21 protein-coding genes are annotated in these 21,476 nt (G+C 71.9%); 8 read left to right on the top strand and 13 right to left on the bottom strand.

The window, feature by feature from the left end; genetic code table 11:
• Positions 1-69: 69 nt before the first annotated feature.
• Genes hisF through hisD form a run of 8 tightly spaced genes read right to left on the bottom strand, consistent with a single transcriptional unit; the run spans position 70 to position 5,831 of the window.
• On the bottom strand, positions 70-825 hold the full coding sequence (gene hisF, locus IF00_RS0104890) for an imidazole glycerol phosphate synthase subunit HisF (RefSeq protein WP_030314588.1): 756 nt from the start codon (positions 823-825) through the stop codon (positions 70-72).
• Positions 822-1,235 (bottom strand): RidA family protein, encoded by a 414-nt coding sequence (locus IF00_RS0104885; RefSeq protein ID WP_030314587.1) that lies wholly within the window; start codon positions 1,233-1,235, stop codon positions 822-824. Before IF00_RS0104885 ends, hisF begins: the two co-directional genes overlap by 4 nt.
• A complete protein-coding gene (gene priA / locus IF00_RS0104880) occupies positions 1,232-1,963 on the bottom strand; it encodes a bifunctional 1-(5-phosphoribosyl)-5-((5-phosphoribosylamino)methylideneamino)imidazole-4-carboxamide isomerase/phosphoribosylanthranilate isomerase PriA (protein ID WP_030314585.1) in 732 nt (243 codons plus the stop codon). The genes IF00_RS0104885 and priA overlap by 4 nt, the downstream gene beginning before the upstream one ends.
• 2 nt (positions 1,964-1,965) lie before the next feature.
• On the bottom strand, positions 1,966-2,613 hold the full coding sequence (hisH, locus tag IF00_RS0104875; protein ID WP_030314583.1) for an imidazole glycerol phosphate synthase subunit HisH: 648 nt from the start codon (positions 2,611-2,613) through the stop codon (positions 1,966-1,968).
• On the bottom strand, positions 2,610-2,774 hold the full coding sequence (locus tag IF00_RS46030; protein WP_030314582.1) for a hypothetical protein: 165 nt from the start codon (positions 2,772-2,774) through the stop codon (positions 2,610-2,612). Before IF00_RS46030 ends, hisH begins: the two co-directional genes overlap by 4 nt.
• A gap of 2 nt (positions 2,775-2,776) precedes the next feature.
• Entirely contained in the window at positions 2,777-3,370 is a 594-nt protein-coding gene (gene hisB / locus IF00_RS0104865) for an imidazoleglycerol-phosphate dehydratase HisB (protein ID WP_015032911.1), read from the bottom strand.
• The gene (locus IF00_RS0104860) at positions 3,367-4,491 is read right to left on the bottom strand and encodes a histidinol-phosphate transaminase (protein ID WP_030314580.1); all 1,125 of its coding nucleotides are present in this window, start codon (positions 4,489-4,491) and stop codon (positions 3,367-3,369) included. The genes hisB and IF00_RS0104860 overlap by 4 nt, the downstream gene beginning before the upstream one ends.
• Complete coding sequence (gene hisD, locus IF00_RS0104855; protein ID WP_030314578.1) at positions 4,488-5,831, bottom strand: histidinol dehydrogenase; 1,344 nt, start codon at positions 5,829-5,831, stop codon at positions 4,488-4,490. Before hisD ends, IF00_RS0104860 begins: the two co-directional genes overlap by 4 nt.
• Positions 5,832-6,044: 213 nt before the next feature.
• Here hisD and IF00_RS0104850 point away from each other — a divergent pair, with 213 nt between their 5' ends.
• The 4 genes from IF00_RS0104850 to ybaK all read left to right on the top strand — a co-directional run bounded on the left by IF00_RS0104850 (position 6,045) and on the right by ybaK (position 10,183).
• Positions 6,045-7,658 (top strand): hypothetical protein, encoded by a 1,614-nt coding sequence (locus IF00_RS0104850; RefSeq protein WP_030314576.1) that lies wholly within the window; start codon positions 6,045-6,047, stop codon positions 7,656-7,658.
• 224 nt (positions 7,659-7,882) lie between these two features.
• A complete protein-coding gene (locus tag IF00_RS0104845) occupies positions 7,883-8,923 on the top strand; it encodes a hypothetical protein (RefSeq protein ID WP_030314574.1) in 1,041 nt (346 codons plus the stop codon).
• Positions 8,924-8,933: 10 nt separating this feature from the next.
• The gene (locus IF00_RS0104840; RefSeq protein WP_030314572.1) at positions 8,934-9,671 is read left to right on the top strand and encodes an LON peptidase substrate-binding domain-containing protein; all 738 of its coding nucleotides are present in this window, start codon (positions 8,934-8,936) and stop codon (positions 9,669-9,671) included.
• 14 nt (positions 9,672-9,685) lie between these two features.
• Positions 9,686-10,183 carry a Cys-tRNA(Pro) deacylase gene (gene ybaK, locus IF00_RS0104835; RefSeq protein WP_030314571.1) on the top strand — a complete coding sequence of 166 codons (498 nt, stop codon included), beginning with the start codon at positions 9,686-9,688 and terminating at the stop codon, positions 10,181-10,183.
• A gap of 87 nt (positions 10,184-10,270) precedes the next feature.
• On the opposite strand, the gene IF00_RS0104830 is transcribed toward ybaK, so the two are convergent.
• The 4 genes from IF00_RS0104830 to IF00_RS0104815 all read right to left on the bottom strand — a co-directional run bounded on the left by IF00_RS0104830 (position 10,271) and on the right by IF00_RS0104815 (position 14,225).
• Complete coding sequence (locus IF00_RS0104830) at positions 10,271-10,912, bottom strand: hypothetical protein (protein WP_037637505.1); 642 nt, start codon at positions 10,910-10,912, stop codon at positions 10,271-10,273.
• A 34-nt stretch (positions 10,913-10,946) separates the two neighbouring features.
• On the bottom strand, positions 10,947-11,780 hold the full coding sequence (locus IF00_RS0104825) for an ABC transporter permease (RefSeq protein ID WP_030314569.1): 834 nt from the start codon (positions 11,778-11,780) through the stop codon (positions 10,947-10,949).
• A 94-nt stretch (positions 11,781-11,874) separates the two neighbouring features.
• The gene (locus IF00_RS0104820) at positions 11,875-12,846 is read right to left on the bottom strand and encodes an ABC transporter ATP-binding protein (protein WP_030314567.1); all 972 of its coding nucleotides are present in this window, start codon (positions 12,844-12,846) and stop codon (positions 11,875-11,877) included.
• A gap of 20 nt (positions 12,847-12,866) precedes the next feature.
• Positions 12,867-14,225 (bottom strand): NYN domain-containing protein, encoded by a 1,359-nt coding sequence (locus IF00_RS0104815; RefSeq protein WP_030314565.1) that lies wholly within the window; start codon positions 14,223-14,225, stop codon positions 12,867-12,869.
• A gap of 216 nt (positions 14,226-14,441) precedes the next feature.
• Here IF00_RS0104815 and IF00_RS46025 point away from each other — a divergent pair, with 216 nt between their 5' ends.
• The gene (locus IF00_RS46025; protein ID WP_167346844.1) at positions 14,442-14,615 is read left to right on the top strand and encodes a hypothetical protein; all 174 of its coding nucleotides are present in this window, start codon (positions 14,442-14,444) and stop codon (positions 14,613-14,615) included.
• A 96-nt stretch (positions 14,616-14,711) separates the two neighbouring features.
• Here the strand turns inward: IF00_RS46025 and dnaE are convergent, their stop codons facing one another.
• Positions 14,712-18,251, bottom strand: coding sequence for a DNA polymerase III subunit alpha (dnaE, locus tag IF00_RS0104805; protein ID WP_030314563.1), 3,540 nt, complete (start codon positions 18,249-18,251; stop codon positions 14,712-14,714).
• A gap of 190 nt (positions 18,252-18,441) precedes the next feature.
• Here dnaE and IF00_RS0104800 point away from each other — a divergent pair, with 190 nt between their 5' ends.
• The 3 genes from IF00_RS0104800 (at position 18,442) to IF00_RS0104790 (ending at position 21,471) form a co-directional block, all read left to right on the top strand.
• A complete protein-coding gene (locus IF00_RS0104800) occupies positions 18,442-19,791 on the top strand; it encodes a DUF2252 domain-containing protein (protein WP_030314561.1) in 1,350 nt (449 codons plus the stop codon).
• Positions 19,792-19,908: 117 nt separating this feature from the next.
• Positions 19,909-20,595, top strand: a complete 687-nt coding sequence (locus tag IF00_RS0104795) for a hypothetical protein (RefSeq protein WP_030314560.1) — start codon at positions 19,909-19,911, stop codon at positions 20,593-20,595.
• Positions 20,596-20,655: 60 nt separating this feature from the next.
• Positions 20,656-21,471, top strand: a complete 816-nt coding sequence (locus IF00_RS0104790; RefSeq protein WP_030314557.1) for a thioredoxin domain-containing protein — start codon at positions 20,656-20,658, stop codon at positions 21,469-21,471.
• Positions 21,472-21,476 lie beyond the last annotated feature (5 nt).

The following is a 21,476-nucleotide window of genomic DNA, read 5'->3' as shown; positions in this document are numbered from 1 at the left end:
AACTTATCCTGCGTGTCTGGCGAAGAAGAAGGGCCCCCGAAGGGGCCCTTCACCAAGCGGAACGAACACTCAGCGGACCGGGTGGCCGGCCGCCCGCAGCTCGTCCTTGACCTGCGAGATCCGCAGATCACCGAAGTGGAATACGGAGGCCGCGAGCACCGCGTCCGCGCCCGCCGCCACCGCCGGCGGGAAGTCGGCGAGCTTGCCCGCTCCCCCGCTCGCGATCACCGGCACGGTCACCTGCTTGCGTACGGCCGCGATCATCTCCGTGTCGTAGCCGTCCTTGGTGCCGTCCGCGTCCATCGAGTTGAGCAGGATCTCGCCCGCGCCCAGCTCGGCGGCCCGGTGCGCCCACTCGACGGCGTCGATGCCGGTGCCCTTGCGGCCGCCGTGCGTCGTCACCTCGAAGGAGCCCGAGGCCGTCCGACGGGCGTCGACCGACAGGACGAGCACCTGGCGGCCGAAACGCTCCGCGATCTCCTGGATCAGCTCGGGGCGCGCGATGGCGGCGGTGTTGACGCCCACCTTGTCGGCGCCGGCCCGCAGCAGCTTGTCGACGTCCTCGGCGGCGCGGACGCCGCCGCCGACCGTGAGCGGGATGAAGACCTGCTCGGCGGTGCGGCGCACCACGTCGTAGGTGGTCTCCCGGTTGCCCGAGGAGGCGGTGATGTCGAGGAAGGTCAGCTCGTCGGCGCCCTCGGCGTCGTACAGCTTGGCCATCTCGACGGGGTCGCCCGCGTCCCGCAGGTTCTGGAAGTTGACGCCCTTGACGACCCGGCCGTTGTCCACGTCCAGGCAGGGGATCACGCGTACGGCGAGGCTCATGCCGCACCACCCCGCTGGGCCTCCGGACGGAACGCCTCGACCTCGACCTCGACGACCAGACTGGGGTCGACGAAGCCGGAGACGATGATCATCGAAGCCGCCGGCCGGACGGCGTCGAACAGCTCCTTGTGGGCGCGGCCGACCTCGTCCACGTCCCGGGCGTGGGTGATGTACATCCGGGTGCGGACGACGTCCTCCGGGCCCAGACCGAGCTGCTTCAGGGCCTCGAAGGCCACGTTGAAGGAGTTCACGGTCTGGTCGTACGGGCCTCCGCCGGCGATCTGGCCGCCGATCACCGACGTACACCCGGCGACGAGGACCAGACCGTTCGGCAGCTCCACCGCGCGGGAGTAGCCGAACTGCTCCTCCCAGGGGGCGCCGGTGACGACCTTCTTCACGCCGTCGGTCATACGGAAGCCACCGCCTCCAGCGCCTCTTCGAGGGTGAACGCCTTGGCGTACAGCGCCTTGCCGACGATCGCACCCTCGACGCCGAGCGGCACCAGGCCGGACAGCGCCCGCAGGTCGTCCAGGGACGACACGCCGCCGGAGGCGACGACGGGCCTGTCGGTGGCCGCGCAGACGTTCTTCAGGAGCTCCAGGTTGGGGCCCTGGAGGGTGCCGTCCTTGGCGATGTCGGTGACGACGTAGCGGGAGCAGCCCTCGGAGTCGAGGCGGGCGAGCGTCTCGTAGAGGTCGCCGCCGTCGCGGGTCCAGCCGCGGCCGCGCAGCGTCGTGCCGCGGACGTCGAGGCCGACGGCGATCTTGTCGCCGTGCTCGGCGATGACCTTGGCGACCCACTCGGGGGTCTCCAGGGCGGCGGTGCCGAGGTTGACGCGGGTGCAGCCGGTGGCGAGGGCGGCGGCGAGCGAGGCGTCGTCGCGGATGCCGCCGGAGAGCTCGACCTTGATGTCCATGGCCTGGGCGACCTCGGCGATCAGCTGCCGGTTGTCACCGGTGCCGAAGGCGGCGTCGAGGTCGACGAGGTGCAGCCACTCGGCACCGGAGTTCTGCCAGGCGAGGGCCGCTTCGAGCGGGGAGCCGTAGGAGGTCTCGGTGCCGGACTCGCCGTGCACGAGGCGGACGGCCTGGCCGTCGCGGACGTCGACGGCGGGGAGGAGTTCAAGCTTCTGAGCCATGATCAGAGGGTCTCGATCCAATTGGTGAGGAGCTGGGCTCCGGCGTCGCCGGACTTCTCGGGGTGGAACTGGGTGGCCCACAGGGCGCCGTTCTCGACGGCCGCGACGAAGGGCTCGCCGTGGGTGGCCCAGGTGACCTTGGGGGCGCGGATGTTCTTGTTGCCGACCTCGAGGGTCCACTCGCGCACCGCGTAGGAGTGCACGAAGTAGAACCGGGCGTCGGCGTCGAGGTCCGCGAACATCTCGGTGTCCTGCGGCGCGTCGACCGTGTTCCAGCCCATGTGGGGGACGACGGGGGCGTTCAACGGCTCGACCGTACCGGGCCACTCGTCGAGGCCCTCGCTCTCCACGCCGTGCTCGAAGCCGTGCGCGAAGAGGATCTGCATGCCGACGCAGATGCCCATGACCGGGCGGCCGCCGGAGAGCCGGCGGCCGATGATCCAGTCGCCGCGCGCGTCCTTCAGCCCCTGCATGCAGGCGGAGAAGGCGCCGACGCCGGGGACGAGGAGTCCGTCGGCGTTCATGGCGGTGTCGTAGTCGCGGGTGATCTCGACGTCGGCGCCGACCCGGGCGAGGGCGCGCTCGGCCGAGCGCACGTTGCCGAATCCGTAGTCGAAGACGACGACCTTCCTGGGGGTGCTCGCGGTCATGCCCACACGTCCAGCCGCAGCACGCCTGCGCCGAGACACATCGCGGCGCCGAAGGCGACGAGCGCGATGAGGCCCTTGGGCATCTGCTGCTTGACGAAGGAGTAGATGCCGCCGAGCAGGAACAGCCCGACGACGATGAGGATGGTGGAGAGGCCGTTCACGGTCAGAGCGCGCCCTTCGTGGAGGGGAGGATTCCGGCGGCGCGCGGGTCGCGCTCGGAGGCGTAGCGGAGGGCGCGGGCGAATGCCTTGAACTGGCACTCCACGATGTGGTGGGCGTTGCGCCCGTACGGCACGTGGATGTGCAGCGCGATCTGGGCCTGGGCGACGAAGGACTCGAAGATGTGCCGGGTCATCGTCGTGTCGTAGGAGCCGATCATCGGCGCCATGTTCTCGGGCTCGGTGTGCACGAGGTACGGGCGGCCGGAGAGGTCGACGGTCACCTGGGCGAGCGACTCGTCCAGCGGGACGGTGCAGTTGCCGAAACGGTAGATGCCGACCTTGTCGCCGAGGGCCTGCTTGAAGGCGGCGCCGAGGGCGAGGGCGGTGTCCTCGATGGTGTGGTGCGAGTCGATGTGCAGGTCGCCGTCGGTCTTGACGGTGAGGTCGAACAGACCGTGCCGGCCGAGCTGGTCGAGCATGTGGTCGTAGAACCCGACCCCGGTCGACACGTCGACCTTTCCGGTGCCGTCGAGGTCGATCTCGACGACGACGGAGGTCTCCTTGGTGGTGCGCTCTACGCGGCCTACGCGGCTCATCGCTCCTGCTCCTTCATCAATTCACGAACCGCGTCGAGGAACGCGTCGTTCTCTTCGGGGGTGCCGGCGGTGACCCGCAGCCATCCCGGTACGCCGTTGTCCCGGACCAGGACGCCCCGGTCGAGGATCCGCTGCCAGGCCGCGTGCGTGTCGGGGAACTTCCCGAACTGCACGAAGTTGGCGTCCGAATCGGTGACCTCGCAGCCGATCCCGCGCAGCTCGGTGACGAGCCGGTCGCGCTCGGCCTTGAGCTGCTCGACGTACCCGAGGAGGGTGTCGGTGTGCTCCAGGGCGGCGAGCGCGGTCGCCTGGGTGACGGCGGAGAGGTGGTACGGCAGCCGGACCAGCTGAACGGCGTCGACCACGGCCGGGTGGGCGGCGAGGTAGCCGAGCCGCAGTCCGGCGGCGCCGAAGGCCTTGGACATGGTCCGGGAGACCACCAGGTTCGGGCGGCCCTCGATGAGGGGCAGCAGCGAGTCCCGGTGGCTGAACTCCACGTACGCCTCGTCCACGACGACCAGGGAGGGCTTGGCCGCCTGGGCCGCCTCGTACAGGGCGAGCACGGTGTCGGCTGCGACGGCGGTGCCGGTGGGGTTGTTGGGCGAGGTGATGAACACGACGTCGGGCCGGTTCTCGGCGATCGCCGCGACGGCCGCCGCCACGTCGATGGTGAAGTCCTCGCTGCGCGGGCCGGAGATCCAGCCGGTGCCGGTGCCGCGGGCGATCAGGGCGTGCATCGAGTACGAGGGCTCGAAGCCGATCGCGGTACGGCCCGGGCCGCCGAAGGTCTGCAGCAGCTGCTGGAGGACCTCATTGGACCCGTTGGCCGCCCAGACGTTCTCGACGGCGACCGGGTGCCCGCCGGTCCGGGTGAGGTAGCGGGCGAGCTCGGTGCGGAGCTCGATCGCGTCCCGGTCGGGGTAGCGGTTGAGGGTACGGGCGGCCTCGGCGACGCGCTCGGCGATGCGCGCGACGAGCGGCTCGGGCAGAGGGTACGGGTTCTCGTTGGTGTTCAGCTGGACGGGGACGTCGAGCTGGGGCGCGCCGTAGGGGGACTTGCCCTTCAGCTCGTCCCGGACGGGGAGCTCGTCCCAGGGGGATCGATCGCTGATTCCGCTCACTTGGTCTCCGGCACCTTCCATCCGAACCTTGCCTTGATCGCCGCGCCGTGGGCGGGGAGGTCCTCCGCCTCGGCCAGGGTCACCACGTGGTGGGCGACGTCGGCGAGCGCGTCGCGCGTGTAGTCCACGATGTGCACCCCGCGCAGGAAGGACTGCACGGAGAGGCCCGAGGAGTGGCAGGCGCAGCCGCCTGTGGGCAGGACGTGGTTGGAGCCCGCGCAGTAGTCGCCGAGGGAGACGGGCGCCCAGGGGCCGACGAAGATCGCGCCGGCGTTGCGGACGCGGTCGGCGACGGCCGCGGCGTCGCGGGTCTGGATCTCCAGGTGCTCGGCGCCGTACGCGTCGACGACCTTGAGGCCGTCGGCCAGGTCGCGGACGAGGACGATCGCGGACTGGCGTCCCGACAGGGCCGGGACGATCCGGTCGTCGATGTGCTTGGAGGCGGCGACCTGGGTCTTCAGCTCGGCCTCGGTGGCGGCGGCCAGCTCGTCCGAGTCGGTGACGAGGACGGAGGCGGCCATCGGGTCGTGCTCGGCCTGGCTGATGAGGTCGGCGGCGACGTGCACGGGGTCGGCGGTGGAGTCCGCGAGGATCGCGATCTCCGTCGGGCCGGCCTCGGCGTCGATGCCGATCCGGCCCTTGAGGAGGCGCTTGGCGGCGGCCACGTAGATGTTGCCGGGGCCGGTGACGAGGTTGACCGGGGCGCAGCCGGGCTCGTCGGCCGTCCCCTGCGTGCCGTACGCGAACATGGCGATGGCCTGGGCGCCGCCGGCGGCGTACACCTCGTCGACGCCGAGCAGGGCGCAGGCGGCGAGGATCGTCGGGTGCGGAAGCCCGCCGAACTCCTTCTGCGGGGGCGAGGCGACGGCCAGGCCCTCGACGCCGGCCTCCTGGGCCGGGACGACGTTCATCACGACGGAGGACGGGTAGACGGCGCGGCCGCCCGGCACGTACAGGCCGACGCGCTCGACCGGGATCCACTTCTCGGTGACCGTGCCGCCGGGGACGACCTGGGTGGTGTGGGTGGCGCGGCGCTGCTCGCGGTGGACGAGGCGGGCACGCCGGACGGACTCCTCGAGGGCGGCACGGACGGCCGGGTCGAGCTCGTCGAGGGCGCGGTCGATCTCCTCGGCGGGGACGCGCAGGCTCGGGACGCGGACGCCGTCGAATTTCTCCCCGTAGTCGATCACCGCGGCCGCGCCATGATGCCTGACGTCCTCGCAGATCGGCCGCACCGTCTCCAGGGCGGCTTCCACGTCGAACTCGGCACGGGGCAGCAGGTCGCGCAGGGCGGAACCCTCGGGGAGGGCCTCGCCGCGCAGATCGATTCGAGAGATCACGGGTCAATTCTCGCAGACGGCCCACAGCGCCGGACGCCCGTATCAATGGCTGATACGGGCCACACTGGCGTCTTGTCGCCACTCCTGACCGTTAGCGTTCAGCCCGTCACTCAGCGGGAAGAACGGCTGTACGAATCCACGGAACACCGGAAAACGATCGAAACCGGAATCGCGGAATCGTGCGAGCGGATCGTGGAAAGCGAGGGGGCGGCATTGACCGAGCCGCACGAGGACGGGATGCCGGACGGTCTCACAGGCCCGGAGCGGGCCGTGTGGCGGGCGTTCGTCGTCGGCAGGACATGCGATCTGACGGAGGGGATCGCGGAGCGGGACGACCCCTTCGGGGGACGGGACTGGGGGGAGGAGCGGAGCGTCCGCGCCGATGTGGTGGCGCTGCTGCTGCTCGCCGGGCCGCCGGCCCGGTCCGGGCGGGTGGCCGCGCTGAAGCTGCGCGGTGTGCGGATCACCGGCGTGCTGAACCTGGCGGGCGGGACGATTGGACCGTACGTCGAGCTGCACGGCTGCCGGTTCGACGGCGAGGTGGTGCTGCCGGAGGCCCGGTTCGGCACGCTCCGGATGGTCGAGTGCGCGCTGCCGCGCCTGGAGGCGGCCCGGCTGCACACCGAGGGCGACCTGCATCTGCCGCGCTGCCGGGTGCGGTGGGGCATCCGGCTCACCGACGCGCAGATCGGCACGGACCTGCTCGTCAACCAGATCCAGGTGTGGCCGGACCGGCGCGGCCGGGCCATCACCGCGGACGGGATGGTGGTCGCCCAGGACCTCCAGGCCGAGCTGATCGAGACGCACGGGGAGCTGAGTCTGCGCGGGGCGAAGATCGGCGTGTCGCTCAGCCTGCGGGGCAGCGTGCTGCGCGGCGCGCAGGGCCGCCGCGCGCTGAACGCACCGCAGCTCACCGTGGAGCGCTCGCTCTATCTGAACGCGGCCTGGGTGTACGAGGAGTCGGACACCCAGGGGAGCACGGGCAACTCGACGGCCACCCCGCCGTACGGGGTGACGCCCGCCCAGGGCGCCCACCGCAAGCCGGTCGAGTTCCACGGCGGGGTGCGGCTCGACGACGGCCGCTTCGGTGACGCGGTGGACCTGCACCACGCCCGGTTCCTGCTGAGCGGGGCGCGCCGCGAGGAGGTCTCGCTGCGCCGGATCGTCACCCCGGAGCTCCGGTTCAACGGCGAGCGGCCGGAGGAGGGCCGCGTCGTGCTCAACGGCGCGAAGGTCGTCACCCTGATCGACCTGTCGACCAGCTGGCCGGGTCCCGGCGGGCTCGCGATGGGCGGCTTCGCCTACGAGAACCTCGTGCCGTACGGGCACTTCCCGCTGGCCCGGCGCCTGGAGTGGGTGGCGGCGGCGACCCCGGAGTACGCCCCCGAGCCGTACGAACGCCTGGCGACCGTCCTGCGCAGCAGCGGGGAGGACGCCGACGCCCGCGAGGTTCTGCTGGCCAAGCAGCGGCGCAGACGCGAGACCCTGCCGGTGGCGGGGAAGCTCTGGGGCTACCTCCAGGACTGGACCGTGGCCTACGGCTACCGGCCGGGCCGGGCGGCCCTGTGGATGGCGGTCCTGTGGGGGGCGGGCACGGTGGCCTTCTCCCACTACCGCCCGATACCGCTGAAGGCGGAGGAGGCCCCCGCGTGGAACGGTCCGCTGTACGCGCTCGACCTGCTGCTCCCGGTGATCAATCTCGGCCAGGACGGCTACTGGCGTCTGGAGGGGATATGGCAGTGGGCGGCGGCGGTACTGATCCTGCTGGGCTGGATCCTGGCGACGACGGTGGCGGCGGGAGCGACCCGGCTGCTGAGCAGGGGATGAGGCGCCGGCCGGGCTGGGGGTGAGGCGGCTGCCGGGCAGGGGGTGAGCCCGCACGGCGGCCTGTCCGCCGCGCGGGACATGCGGAGACGGCGTGACCTCCGTGCGCCCGGGAGGGGGAGCGGCGGAGGATTGGTGTAACGCGGCGGGCGACGGCGAAGGTTTGGTGAGCGGGCCGTGAGACCGGCTGCCGCGGAGGCGGGGGCCGGGAGAGAATACGTCGCACCATGTCCTTGCTTCGTGCCCTGATCGGCACCGTTCGTTCGGTCCGGCACACCCCGCGGCTCACCGCCGGGTTCGTGCCGGACGACGACGTGCTGCTCGACGCCCCGGACGAGCGGCTCGCCCCCGCCCTGGTCGCCGCCGCCCTGGCCGACCCGGAGCCCGCGGCGAAGCTGCTCGCCACCACCCGGGACGCCGGGGAGTGGGAGGACCGGGACCGTTACGTCACCCGGCTCGCCACCTTCGCGTACAGCAGGGACGACTGGCTCACCCACTGGCTCTCCGCCGCGCCCCGCGATCCCGACGCCCTGCTCGTCACCGCGCAGCTCGCCGTCCGCCGGGCCTGGGAGTCACCCGCGCGGGCCGAGCGGCTGCGCGAACTCACGCCGCTGATCCGCACGATGGCCGAGGAGACGCCGCACGACCCGGTGCCGTGGCGACTCGCCCTGGACCACGCGCGCGGGGCGCACGCCGGGCCAGCCGTCTTCGAATCGCTCTGGGAGCAGGCGGTGCGCCGCTCCCCGCACCACTACGGCTGCCACGTCGCGGCGCTCAAGTACCTGTCGGCGCAGTGGTACGGCTCGCACCGGGCCGCCTTCGACTTCGCCGAACAGGCGGCCGACGACGCCGCACCGGACTCGCTCGTGCGGGCGCTGCCGGTCCGCGCCGCCCACGACCGGCTCCAGGTGGTGCCGGACCGGGACCCGTCCGTGCCGGAGGCGCGGATCGACCGGGCCGCGGACCGGGCCCTGGCCCTGTCCGAGGTCTTCCCGACGGGCGACCCGTGGCCCGCCGAGGTCCGCAACCTGCTGGCGTACGTGCTGGTGGAGCGGGCGCGGTGGGAGGAGGCGCGGGCGGAGTTCGGCCGGATCGGGGTCCACGCGACCTCGTTCCCGTGGGGAGCCGCGCGGGGCGCCGTACGGGAGGACCCCCTGCGCCGGTTCCTCGCCGCGCGGGACAGGGTCAGGACCGAGCTGGCCCGCCGTACCCCTCTCTGGGACACCGGAGGGGGACGGGCCGGACGGGGCGGGCCCGGCGGCCATTAGGCTGACCGCTGTGACCACCGCTCGCCTGCCTCTCTTCCCGCTCAACGCGGTGCTGTTCCCGGGCCTCGTGCTGCCGCTGAACGTCTTCGAGGAGCGTTATCGCGCCATGATGCGCGAGCTGCTCACGATCGACGACGCGGAGCCGCGCCGCTTCGCCGTCGTCGCCATCCGTGACGGCCGCGAGGTCGCCCCGACGGCCCCCGGCATGCCGGACCAGACGGCCCTGCCGGAGAAGGGCCCGGCCGCGGGCTTCGGCTCCGACCCCATCCAGTCCTTCCACCGGGTCGGCTGTGTCGCCGACGCGGTGCAGATCCGGGAGCGCGCCGACGGCAGCTTCGAGGTGACGGCCACCGGCACGACCCGGGTGAAGCTGCTGTCCGTCGACGCGAGCGGGCCGTTTCTGGTCGCCGAGGTCGAGGAGATCCCGGAGGAGCAGGGCGAGGAGGCCGGCAGCCTCTCCGAGGGGGTGCTGCGGGCCTTCCGCAGCTACCAGAAGCGGCTGGCCGGGGCGCGCGAGCGTTCGCTGACCACGAGCGAGCTGCCGGACGACCCGTCGGTGGTGTCGTACCTGGTCGCGGCGGCGGCGGTGCTGGACACGCCGTCGAAGCAGCGGCTGCTCCAGGCTCCGGACACGGCGACCCGGCTGCGCGAGGAGCTGTCGCTGCTGCGCGCGGAGACGGCGGTCCTCCGGCATCTGCCGTCGCTGCCGGTGGTCGACCTGACGCAGGCCCCGACGTACCCCAACTGAGGAAGAGCGCGCGCGTGGCGAAGAAGCAGAAGAAGAACAGTGGCGGCACCCCGGCGACGGTGGCGCTGACGGCGGCCGGCACCCCGTTCACCCTGCACGCGTACGAGCACGACCCGGCGTCCCCCTCGTACGGCGAGGAGGCGGCCGAGGCCCTCGGTGTCTCCCCCGACCGGGTCTTCAAGACCCTGGTGGCGGACGTCGACGGCGAGCTGACGGTCGCGGTGGTCCCGGTCGCCGGCCAGCTCGATCTGAAGGCCCTGGCCTCGGCTGTCGGCGGCAAGCGCGCGGCGATGGCGGACCCGGCGGCGGCCGAGCGCACCACGGGCTATGTGCGGGGCGGCATCTCCCCGCTGGGCCAGCGCAAGCGGCTCCGCACGGTCCTCGACGCCTCGGCCTCGGACCACGCGTCCATCTGCATCTCGGCGGGCCGGCGCGGCCTGGAGGTGGAGCTCTCCCCCGCGGATCTGGCCGCCCTCACGTCGGCGGTCGTGGCCCCGATCGGCCGCGCCTGACGGTCGGCCGCGCCGTGGCGATCGGCCGCGCCTGACGGTCGGCCGCGTCCGTCGGGCGGCGCGGCCGACCGTGGGAAGCGGGGCCGGTCAGCTCCGGCCCGGCCCCTGGTTGTACGCCTTGGGCTGGTCCCACGGTTCGGGCTCCGGGTCGCGCGGGCCGAAGAGGGCGGTGAGCGCGAGGTGCACGATCATCGCGGCGAGCGGCCACGCCAGCATCGCGGCGGCCCCCAGGCTCAGTTCCAGCGGCGCCTCGAAGGCGACGTTGGGGCCGACCGCCTTCGCGTGGGCGACGACGTCGCTCGTCGGGCCGAAGTACGTTCCGAGGCCCCAGGCGAGCAGCGAGCCCAGGCCTCCGCCGAGCGCGAGGCCGAGCACCAGCGGGACGCCGCCCTTGCGGCGCGCGAGGAAGACGACGAGCGCGGCGACCGCGCCGAAGGCCAGCGCGAGCAGGACGAACGTTCCGTCCGAGCCGATCGCCGCCTCTCCCTCCGAGTTGCGGAGGTAGACGCCCTTGCCGTCCGAGATCAGCAGGACCCGCGGGGCCAGGTTCAGCCACAGCACTCCGAGCACCGCACCGGCGATCGCCGAGACGAGGGTCACCAGGACACCCTGAAGAACCTCGGCCGCCGTGATCGGGTCCCCGTCCGGGCCGAGCATCGGCGGGGGCGGCGGGGGCCAGTCGGGGTCGTGCGGCGGAGGCTGGTGAGGCGGAGTCAGGGGTGCGGTCACCCCGCCATCGTGCCAGGTGTGCCCGTGGCCCGCCTCAGCGGACGGCGGCCCGCCGGTACGCCCAGGTGGCGACGGCCAGGGAGACCACGCCGACCACCGCGCACACGGCGAGGTCGAGGGCGACGGCCGCCCAGTCGGGACTGCGGTCGAAGGTGCGGGCCAGTGCCTCCACTCCGTACGTCGACGGCAGCAGGTCCCGGGCCCAGCCGATGGGCTCCGGCAGCCGCTCCGCCGGGAGCACGCCGAGGAGCAGCGCCGCGGACATGCCGAGCTGGCCGAGGAGGGTGGCCAGCTCCTGCCGGGGCGCGAGGAGCCCGAGGGCCGCGCCGAGACCGGCGAGCGCGGCGCCGGCGAGCGGGACGACGGCGGCGAGGATCCAGAGGTGGCCGAGCGGCAGTCCGAAGAGCAGGGAGCCGGCGACGGCGGTGACGGCGGTCCCGGGCACAGTGAAGGAGGCGTAGGCACCCGCGGCCCCGAGGACGACGGCGGCGGGCGGCACGGGCAGGGTGGCGTAGTGGTCGAGACCGCCGGTGGCCCGCAGCTGGCCGAAGTACTGGGCGAGCAGGTTGAGCGCGACGAAGGCGACGACGAGGACGGTGGATCCGGCCACGACGGCGCGGGCCTCGGAGCCCCCGTCGACGACCCCGCGCATCAGGACCATGATCCCGATGGACTGGAAGGTCGCCACGAAGAGCAGCGGGATGCGGGCGACCCGGGCGCGGGAGAGCTGCGCGCGGTAGACGGCGGCCAGGGCCGGCAGCAGCCGGGCGCGCGGGGCGAGGGGTGCGGCGGCCTCGTCGTCGGCGGTGGCGCCGGTGCGGACGGAAGGCGCGCCGGTCGGCAGGGCCTCTGCGGGCACGGTGCTCACTGCGTACAGCTCCTGGGGGTGACGTGCGGTACGGGCAGTACGTGCGGGACACGGCTTCGGTGGTGTGCACGGCGTGCGTGCGGTGCGGGGAGGGTCATGCCTTCACCAGTCCCTCGGTCGCGCCGCCCAGCGCCAGGTACACGTCCTCCAGGCTGGGCGTGGCCAGGGTGAAGTCGTCGAGCGCGGCGAACGCGGCCCCGCCGGTGACGGTGGCGACGGCGGTGCGGGCCTCGTCGGGGGCGAGCCGGAGGATCCAGCGGCGGCCCGTCTCCTGGGCGAGTGCGCCCAGTGCGGCGACCTCCGGCAGGTGGAGCGGGGCGGACTCGCGCCAGACCAGCTCGACCCGGACCTCGCCCGCGACCCGTTCCTTGAGTCCGGCGGGCGTGTCGCAGGCGATGACCCGGCCGTGTTCGAGGACGGCGACCCGGTCGAGGACGGTCTCGGCCTCGATGACGTTGTGGGTGACGAGCAGCACGGTGGCTCCGTGTTCGGCGCGCCGCCGGTCGACGGCCGCCCAGACGGCGCGGCGGGCGACGGGGTCCATGCCCGTGGTGGGCTCGTCGAGGACGAGGACGGGGCGTTCGCCGACGAGCGCGGCGGCGAAGCAGGCGAGCCTGCGCTGGCCGCCGGAGAGCTTCTTGAGGGGGCGGGAGGCGAGCGCGCCGAGGCCGAGCTCGTCCAGGACGGTGTCGCGCTCGGCACGCGCGTCGCGGGCGGTGAGGCCGCGCAGCCGCCCGGTGGTCTCGGCGGCGAGGGCGACGGTCAGCTCGTCGAGGGCGGTGGACTCCTGGCCGAGGTACGCGAGGAGGCGGGACGCCCGCTCGGGGTGGCGCACCAGGTCGTGGCCGAGGAGCCGGACGCTGCCGGAGTCGGGGCGCATGAGCCCGGTGAGCTGGCGGACGAGGGTCGACTTGCCCGCGCCGTTGGGGCCGAGCAGCCCGAAGATCTCGCCGCCGCGCACGTCGAGGCTGATCCCGTCGGTGGCCCGCACCTCGGGTGTCGCCGGCGCTCCGCGCCCGCCGCGCGTGGCGGGGTACGTCTTGACCAGATCCCGCACCACGCACACCGTACTCACGGGGGAAGAGCCTACGGGGTCGCCGGGCCCGTTCCGGGCGCGGGGGCGTGTTCGGCGGCGGCCCGGACGTCGATCTCGCGCCAGAATCCCGCCCGGATCGCATACCGGTCGTGCTCGTCGATCTGGTCGTCCTTGTGGGCGAGCAGGCCGAATCGGGCGGCGTACCGGAGGAGTTCGCCGTCGATGCGGTGCGGGATGCGGGGGTACAGGGTGGACAGCTTCTGGACGTGGCTCTGCTCGGGGAGACGTTCCATCCACCGCCGGGCGAACACCTGTCCGACCTCGAACGGATCTCCGCCGACCGTGGTGATGTCCTCCTCGCGGTCCGCCCAGCGCTGCTCGGCGCTGGTGAGGGCGGCGAGGGTGGGCAGGGAGGCGGTCTCGGCCGGTTCGCCGAGGGGGGCGGCCGGGCGCTCGACCCAGCCCCGGTCGGAGGACCAGCGCAGTGCGCTGGCGCCCTGGGGCACGGGTGCGCCCCCCGGGGAGGCTGCGGTGCCGGGGGCGCGCAGTCCCGCCAGGTCCTTGGGGGTGGGGACGCCCTTGCCGGAGGCCGGGGCGGGGACGCCGGCCCCGTGGCCTCGGTCGTGGTCGTCCTCGCGGAGGTGGCCGTTGGCGCCCGCGTGCCCGTTGCCGTGGTGGACGTGGCCGTTGCCGCCGTCGCCGTTGGCGACGTCCCCGGGGGCCCGGGCGGCGGCGTCCGCCTCGGCGGCCCGTTCGGCGGAGGCGGCGAGGGCCCCCTCGGGCAGCGGTGCGGAGAGGATGGCGGCGATCTCGGGGCGCGGGGCGGGCGGGGGCGAGCAGATCCCGGTGAGGTCCTTGGCGCGGACGGCCCGGGTGATCCAGGCCCGGTCGAGGACCCGCCGTTCGTCGGCCTCGGCGACCAGGTCCTCGGACTGGTTGTAGTCGCCGTCGGCGGCCTGGACGGCCCAGAGGTGGACGGCGACGCCGTGCTCCTTGGCGGACATCAGTCCGGGCAGCAGGTCGCCGTCGCCGGTGACGAGCACGATGTCGGAGCAGGCCCGGTTCCTGGCGAGCTCGGTCAGCTCGGTGTGCATCGCCGCGTCGACGCCCTTCTGGGCCCAGCGTCCGTCGCTCCGTGTCAGCGCGCCCAGCCGGACGGTGACCCGGGGCATCACGCGCAGTCTCCGGTGCTCGGGCTGGGGCACCCGGTCGGGTGCTCCGTCGAACCAGTAGATCCGCAGGAGGGGCAGCGCGGTCTCGGCCTCGGCGCGCTGGCGCAGCTGCTGGATGAGCCCGGCGTGATCGACGGTGATCCTGGAGCGGGCCGGTTCCCCGGCCAGAAGACTGGCGGCAGCTCCCAGCAGGTAGCCGGCATCCACCAGGACGACGCAGCGGTCCACGTGTTCCACCCTCTTTCGGGAACCTCGGGATCGGAAGTTGCTTCGGATTTCCTTCGAGTCTGCCCGAAGGGCGGGGGCTCGACCGTCGGAACTGGATCATCGGCGTGGCGGATGTCACGTTCCCGGAGGCCTCACGCTCCGTAATGATCCAACATGCGGCGGTTCGTACCGTATGTGAGTCTGACAGCGGCCCTGGCCCCTAGGTCCCTTTGAGGAGGCATCCCCATGGCCAAGAACCGCAATCAGAACCGCAGTCAGAAGCAGCAGTCCCCCGCCGAGCGCGGTGCCCAGCAGGCGCAGCAGTCGGCGATGGAGTCCGAGGCGTCGCAGCGCGCGTCTCAGGTGCTGCCGAGTGATGTCGCCCGCAAGGGCCGCCAGAAGCGCTTCGGCCACAACTGACGGCCTTCGCGTACGGCAAAGGGGCGCGCCCGTGACGACGGGCGCGCCCCTTGCGCGTGTTCGGGAGGTCCGCCCGGCCGGCCGGGCGGGACTTGATCAGCCGGCCAGGCAGGACGGGCCGAGCAGCACCTTCAGGTCGCCGAAGAGCGCCGGATCGGCCTGCACCCGGTGCCGGTCGAGGCGCAGCACGGTCGTGGTCCGGGGGCCCTGGAGCTTGATCCGTACCTCGGTGTTGCCCTTGTGGTGGCCCAGGATCTCGCCGAGGCGGGTGACCATCGGCGGGGTCACCTTGACGGTGGGGATCGTGAGGATCACCGGCGCGTTGGTCCCGGCGTTCGACAGGTCGGGGACCATCAGTTCCATGGCGACGAGCCGGGGCACGTCCTCGCGCTTGTCGAGCCGGCCCTTGACGAAGACGACCGTGTCCTCGACGAGCTGGGTGGAGACCAGCTGGTAGGTGGCCGGGAAGAACATGCACTCGATGGAGCCGGCCAGGTCCTCGACGGTGGCGATGGCCCAGGCGTTGCCCTGCTTGGTCATCTTCCGCTGGAGGCCGGAGATGATGCCGCCGATGGTGACGACCGCGCCGTCGGAGTGCTCGCCGCCGGTGAGCTGGGAGATCGCCGCGTCCGTCTTGTCGGACAGGACGTGCTCGATGCCGAAGAGCGGGTGGTCGGAGACGTACAGGCCGAGCATCTCGCGCTCCTGGGCGAGCAGGTAGGACTTCTCCCACTCGACGTCGGAGAACTCGACGTCGAGGCCGAAGCCGGGCTCGTCGGTGGCCTCGTCGCCCATGCCGCCGAACAGGTCGAACTGTCCCTCGGCCTCCTTGCGCTTGACCGCCACCACGTTGTCGATCATCGGTTCGTGGTGGGCGACCAGGCCCTTGCGGGTGTGGCCCATCTCGTCGAACGCGCCGGCCTTGATCAGCGACTCGACGGTCCGCTTGTTGCAGACGACGGCCTCGACCTTGTCGAGGAAGTCCGGGAAGGAGGAGTACTTCCCCTTGGCCTTGCGCGACTTGATGATCGACTCGACGACGTTGGTGCCGACGTTCCGGACGGCGGAGAGGCCGAAGAGGATCACGTCGTCGCCCTGGGCGGCGAAGTTCGACTCGGACTCGTTCACGTTCGGCGGGAGCACCTTGATGCCCATGCGGCGGCACTCGTTGAGGTAGATCGCGGACTTGTCCTTGTCGTCCTTGACCGAGGTGAGCAGTCCCGCCATGTACTCGGCCGGGAAGTTGGCCTTGAGGTAGGCGGTCCAGTAGGAGACCAGGCCGTACGCGGCCGAGTGGGCCTTGTTGAAGGCGTAGCCGGCGAAGGGGACCAGGACGTCCCAGAGGGCCTTGATGGCCTCGTCGCTGAAGCCCTTGCTCTTGGCTCCGGCCTCGAAGATGACGAAGTTCTTCGCCAGCTCGTCCGGCTTCTTCTTGCCCATCACGCGGCGGAGGATGTCGGCCTCGCCGAGCGAGTACCCGGCGATGATCTGGGCGGCCTTCTGCACCTGCTCCTGGTACACGATGAGGCCGTAGGTGACCGCGAGCACCTCTTCGAGCGGCTTCTCCAGCTCGGGGTGGATCGGGGTGATCTCCTGCTGCGCGTTCTTGCGCAGGGCGTAGTTCGTGTGCGAGTTCATGCCCATCGGGCCCGGCCGGTACAGGGCGGACACGGCGGAGATGTCTTCGAAGTTGTCGGGCTTCATCAGCCGCAGCAGCGAACGCATGGGGCCGCCGTCGAACTGGAAGACACCGAGGGTGTCACCGCGCTGGAGCAGCTCGAAGGTCTTCGGGTCGTCGAGCGGCAGGGCCAGGAGGTCGAGGTCGATCCCCTTGTTGGCCTTCACCATCTTGACGGCGTCGTCCATGATCGTGAGGTTGCGCAGGCCCAGGAAGTCCATCTTGAGCAGGCCGAGCGACTCGCACTGCGGGTAGTCCCACTGCGTGATGGTGACGCCGTCGGTGTGCCGCACCCAGATCGGCGCGTGGTCGACGATCGGCTCGCTGGACATGATCACGCCGGCCGCGTGCACGCCCATCTGGCGGACCAGGCCCTCGACGCCCCGGGCGGTGTCGATGACCTTCTTGACGTCCGGCTCGTTCTCGTACATCGCGCGGATCTCGCCGGCCTCGCTGTAGCGCGGGTGCGAGGGGTCGGTGATGCCGTTGAGGTCGATGCCCTTGCCGAGGACGTCGGCGGGCATGGCCTTGGTGAGCCGGTCGCCCATGGCGTACGGGTAGCCGAGGACGCGCGCGGAGTCCTTGATGGCGTTCTTCGCCTTGATCTTGCCGTACGTGCCGATCATGGCGACCTTGTCGGAGCCGTACTTCTCCGTCACGTACCGGATCACCTCGACGCGCCGACGCTCGTCGAAGTCGATGTCGACATCGGGCATCGAGATGCGCTCGGGGTTGAGGAAGCGCTCGAAGATGAGGCCGTGCGGAATCGGGTCGAGGTCGGTGATGCCCATGGCGTACGCGACGATCGAGCCGGCCGCGGAGCCTCGGCCGGGGCCCACGGCGATGCCCTGCTTCTTCGCCCACATGATGAAGTCGGCGACGACGAGGAAGTAGCCGGGGAAGCCCATCGAGATGATCGTGTCCATCTCGTACTCGACCTGCTTCATGCGGTCGTCGGGGATCCCCCCGGGGAAGCGCCGGTGCATGCCCCGCATGGTCTCCTCGCGGAACCAGGTGACCTCGGTGAACCCCTCCGGGATGTCGAACTTCGGCATGAGGTTCTTCTCGACGAACATGCCGTCGGTGGTGACCTGCTCGGCGACCAGGAGGGTGTTGCGGCAGCCCTCCTGCCAGGCGTCGGAGGAGTCGACGGCGTACATCTCGTCCGTGGACTTCAGGTAGTAGCCGGTGCCGTCGAACCGGAAGCGGTCCGGGTCGGAGAGGTTCTTGCCGGTCTGGATGCACAGCAGGGCGTCGTGGGCGCCGGCCTCGTGCGCGTACGTGTAGTGCGAGTCGTTGGTGACCAGCGGCGGGATGCCGAGCTTCTTGCCGATCTCCAGGAGCCCGTCGCGGACCCGGCGCTCGATCTCGATGCCGTGGTCCATGAGCTCCAGGAAGTACCGCTCCTTGCCGAAGATGTCCTGGTACTCGGAGGCCGACTTCAGGGCCTCGTCGAACTGGCCGAGCCGGAGCCGGGTCTGCAGCTCGCCGGAGGGGCAACCGGTGGAGGCGATGAGCCCCTCCGACCACTGGGAGATGGTCTCCTTGTCCATCCGGGGCCACTTCTGGAGCCAGCCCTCGGCGTACGCGTCGGAGGAGAGCCGGAAGAGGTTGTGCAGTCCCGTGGCGTTGGCCGCCCAGATCGTCTTGTGGGTGTAACCACCGGAACCGGAGACGTCGTCCCGCTTCTGGTGCGGCTGTCCCCACTGGATCTTCCGCTTGTTCCGCCGGGACTCGGGGGCGACGTACGCCTCGATGCCGATGATCGGCGTCACCCCGGCCTTCTTCGCCGTGTGGAAGAAGTCGTACGCCCCGTGCAGATTGCCGTGGTCGGACATCGCGATATGGGTCATGCCCATCTCGTTGCACGCGTTGAACATGTCCTTCAGCCGCGCGGCACCGTCCAGCAGCGAGTACTGGGTGTGGACGTGGAGGTGCGTGAAGGGCGGCTTGGTCACGGGGGAGGCCTCCGGGAAACGCTGAGCGACAGGCTGCGGACAGTCTGGGGGGACAGCCTGGAAGTCTACGTCGGCCGACTGACAGGCGACGGGCACTCGGCGCTAGGGTCGCGCGTTGGGAAGCGTGGAACACCTGTCCCAATTGTCATGAACAGTCTTGCCACACATGCCGGTACCAGGAGGCACCTCGATGTCGGTCCCCCAGCCCACCGCCGCGGAGCGCGGTGAGCACATTCTCGCCGTCTTCGACACCGCCTTCGGCGAGCTCCTCGCCGCCGACCCCGCGGCCTTCCGCGTCAAGTTCCGGAAGATGGCAGGCTCGGCGTTCGCGTTCTACCGCGGCACGGCCTGCCTGTTCTACGCCGACCTGGAGCAGGAGGGCGCCGGACGGGCGGGCGGGAGCGCCCACAGCGGCCCGTACCTGGACGAGCGCACCGGCCGGGTCTGGATCCACGGCGATCTCCACGCCGAGAACTTCGGCACGTACATGGACGCCAACGGGCGGCTGATCTTCAACGTCAACGACTTCGACGAGGCGTACGTCGGCCCCTTCACCTGGGACCTCAAGCGGCTCGCGGCCTCGCTCGCCCTCCTCGGCTACGCGAAGGCGCTGAGCGACGAGCAGATCAGCCATCTGGTCCGGATCTACGCCGCGTCCTACCGGGAGCGGATCCACGCCCTCGCGACCGGCGCGAAGGACGACGACCTGCCCCCGTTCACGCTGGACACGGCCGAGGGCGCCCTGCTCGACGCGCTGCGCGACGCCCGCTCCATGACCCGCTTCGGGCTCCTCGACTCGATGACGGAGATCCGGGACTACGAGCGCCGCTTCTCCGCGGGCGGCGGCGCGACCGAGCTGGACGCGGCCGCGCGGTACAAGGTCCTGGCGGCCTTCGACGGCTACCTGGAGACCCTGCCGGAGTCCAGCCTGTCCCGCCCCGACTCGTACCGGGTCAAGGACGTGGTCGGGCGGCGCGGGATCGGCATCGGCTCGGCCGGCCTCCCCTCGTACAACATCCTCCTGGAGGGCAACAGCGACGCCCTGGAGAACGACGTCGTGATCTACCTCAAGCAGGCGCAGACCCCGGCCGTCTCCCGCCATGTGACGGACGCGGCGGTACGGGAGTACTTCCAGCACGAGGGCCACCGCACCGTGATCTCGCAGCGGGCGCTCCAGGCGCACGCCGACCCGTGGCTCGGCTGGACGGAGCTGGACGGCGCCGGGCAGCTGGTCGCGGAGGTCTCGCCGTACGCGGTGGACCTCGACTGGTCGGACATCGACGACCCCCAGGACATCGCGGCCACGGTCGCCGACCTGGGCCGGGCGACGGCGACCATGCACGCGGCGGCGGACGACTCCAGCGGGCACTCGCTGGTGCCTTTCTCGACGGAGCGGGCCATCGACGCGGCGATCGCCGCCGACGAGGAGGGCTTCGCGGAGCTGCTGGTGGACTTCGCCCACCGGTACGGGGCACGCGCGCGCGGCGACCACCAGATCTTCGTGGACCTCTTCCGCAACGGCCGGATCCCGGGGCTGTAGCGGACTCCGGGGGGCGCCGGGCATTCCCGGGGATGACGGGGCCGCCGGGGCCGCCGGGGCCGTCCACAGACTGCCTTTAAGGGCGTTTTACGGACCGGCATGGCACACTCCACGACGATGGACATGGCAGGGACGCAGCTGAGGACGCTGCGGGCGGCGTTCTTCACGGCTCTGGTCGTGGCGCTGTCCGTGGCGTCCCACGTGCTGCTCTCACGCGTGCCGCTGCCGCTCGGGACGGTCGTCCCGGTCGCGGTCGGCGTCTTCGCCGTGGCGTACGCCCTGGCGGGCCGCGAGCGGGGCCTCGGCCCGATCGCCGGGCTCCTCGTCCCGCTGGAACTGGCGGCCGACACGCTCTTCACCAGCGGCCAGGCGGTCTGTTACGGCGCCGCCGGCGGCCCGGTCGCCGGATCGCTGCGCGCGGTCGGCGTGGAGGTGTTCTGCGGTGGCGCCGTCGGCGCCCCGCTGCCCGGCGTGGCAGCCCCCGAGAGCGGCACGGCCGCCGCGCTCCTCGACTCCCCCGACCCGGCGCTGCCCTGGCTGCTGCTGCTGGCCCATGTGGGCGTCGGGCTCTTCGCCGCGGTCTGGCTGCGCGGCGGGGAGCGGGCGCTCGCCCGGCTGCTCGGTGCGGTGGCGGCCGTCGCGTTCCGGCCGCTGCTCCTGGTGGCGGCCCTCTTCCGTACCGGTGGTCCGGCGCCGCGGCGCGCCGGGCGGTCCGCGGGACGGCCCCGGCCCTCCCGTACGCGGCTCCTCACCCACTCCGTGGGACGGCGGGGACCGCCGTGCCCGCGCCTCGCTCTCGTCTGAGCGACGCGCCCCAGGCACGCGGTACCCCCTGCTTTCCTCACCGTCACGGAGATCACGATCATGAGTGCACGCAACAACCAGGCCAACAAGGCTGCCGCCCGCGAGCGTCTGCGCGTCGAGCGCGAGCGCCAGGCGAAGAAGGACCGGGCCCGCCGGCAGCTCGTCGTCGGCGTCTCGGCCGTGGCCGTCCTCGCCGCCGCCGGCGGCATCGGCTACGCGGTGGTCCAGTCGAACCAGCCCTCCGCGTGGGAGTCGGCGGCGAAGGCGACCACCGTGACCGCCCCGAAGAACACCTCGGGCACGAACGGCACGACCGTCGTCGTCGGCAAGGCGTCCGCGAAGAAGACCCTGGAGCTGTACGAGGACTCGCGCTGCCCGGTCTGCGCGACCTTCGAGCAGTCCGTGGGCTCCACGGTCGAGAAGGACGTCGAGGCCGGCAAGTACAAGATCAAGTACGTCGGTGCCACCTTCATCGACGACGCCGCCACGGGCGAGGGCTCGAAGAACGCCCTCTCGGCCCTCGGCGCGGCCCTCGACGTGAGCCCCGAGGCCTTCCTGACGTACAAGTCGGCGCTCTACTCGGCGAAGTTCCACCCGGAGGAGAACGACGACAAGTTCGCCAAGGACTCCTACCTCCTGGAGGTGGCGGACTCGGTGCCGGCCCTCAAGGGCAACGCCGCGTTCAAGAAGAACGTCGAGGACGGCACGTTCGACGCCTGGGCGATGAAGATGTCGAAGGCCTTCGACGACAGCGGGGTGACGGGCACCCCGACGCTGAAGATGGACGGCAAGCCCGTGACCGTGGCGGGCTCCGACAACCCGCCGATGACCGAGCCGGAGTTCAACACGGCGATCGACGCGGCCCTCAAGGGCTGACCCGC

This window comes from Streptomyces flavochromogenes, assembly GCF_000717595.1.
GTDB classification, from domain to species: Bacteria; Actinomycetota; Actinomycetes; order Streptomycetales; family Streptomycetaceae; genus Streptomyces; species Streptomyces flavochromogenes.
This window is presented reverse-complemented; position numbering and strand designations above follow the sequence as displayed.

Bases quoted from the DNA above. Each gene is read 5' to 3' on its own strand.
- hisF (WP_030314588.1), bottom strand. From the start codon at position 825: ATGAGCCTCGCCGTACGCGTGATCCCCTGCCTGGACGTGGACAACGGC.
- IF00_RS0104885 (WP_030314587.1), bottom strand. From the start codon at position 1,235: ATGACCGACGGCGTGAAGAAGGTCGTCACCGGCGCCCCCTGGGAGGAG.
- priA (WP_030314585.1), bottom strand. From the start codon at position 1,963: ATGGCTCAGAAGCTTGAACTCCTCCCCGCCGTCGACGTCCGCGACGGC.
- hisH (WP_030314583.1), bottom strand. From the start codon at position 2,613: ATGACCGCGAGCACCCCCAGGAAGGTCGTCGTCTTCGACTACGGATTC.
- hisB (WP_015032911.1), bottom strand. From the start codon at position 3,370: ATGAGCCGCGTAGGCCGCGTAGAGCGCACCACCAAGGAGACCTCCGTC.
- IF00_RS0104845 (WP_030314574.1), top strand. From the start codon at position 7,883: ATGTCCTTGCTTCGTGCCCTGATCGGCACCGTTCGTTCGGTCCGGCAC.
- IF00_RS46025 (WP_167346844.1), top strand. From the start codon at position 14,442: ATGGCCAAGAACCGCAATCAGAACCGCAGTCAGAAGCAGCAGTCCCCC.
- IF00_RS0104800 (WP_030314561.1), top strand. From the start codon at position 18,442: ATGTCGGTCCCCCAGCCCACCGCCGCGGAGCGCGGTGAGCACATTCTC.
- IF00_RS0104795 (WP_030314560.1), top strand. From the start codon at position 19,909: ATGGACATGGCAGGGACGCAGCTGAGGACGCTGCGGGCGGCGTTCTTC.
- IF00_RS0104790 (WP_030314557.1), top strand. From the start codon at position 20,656: ATGAGTGCACGCAACAACCAGGCCAACAAGGCTGCCGCCCGCGAGCGT.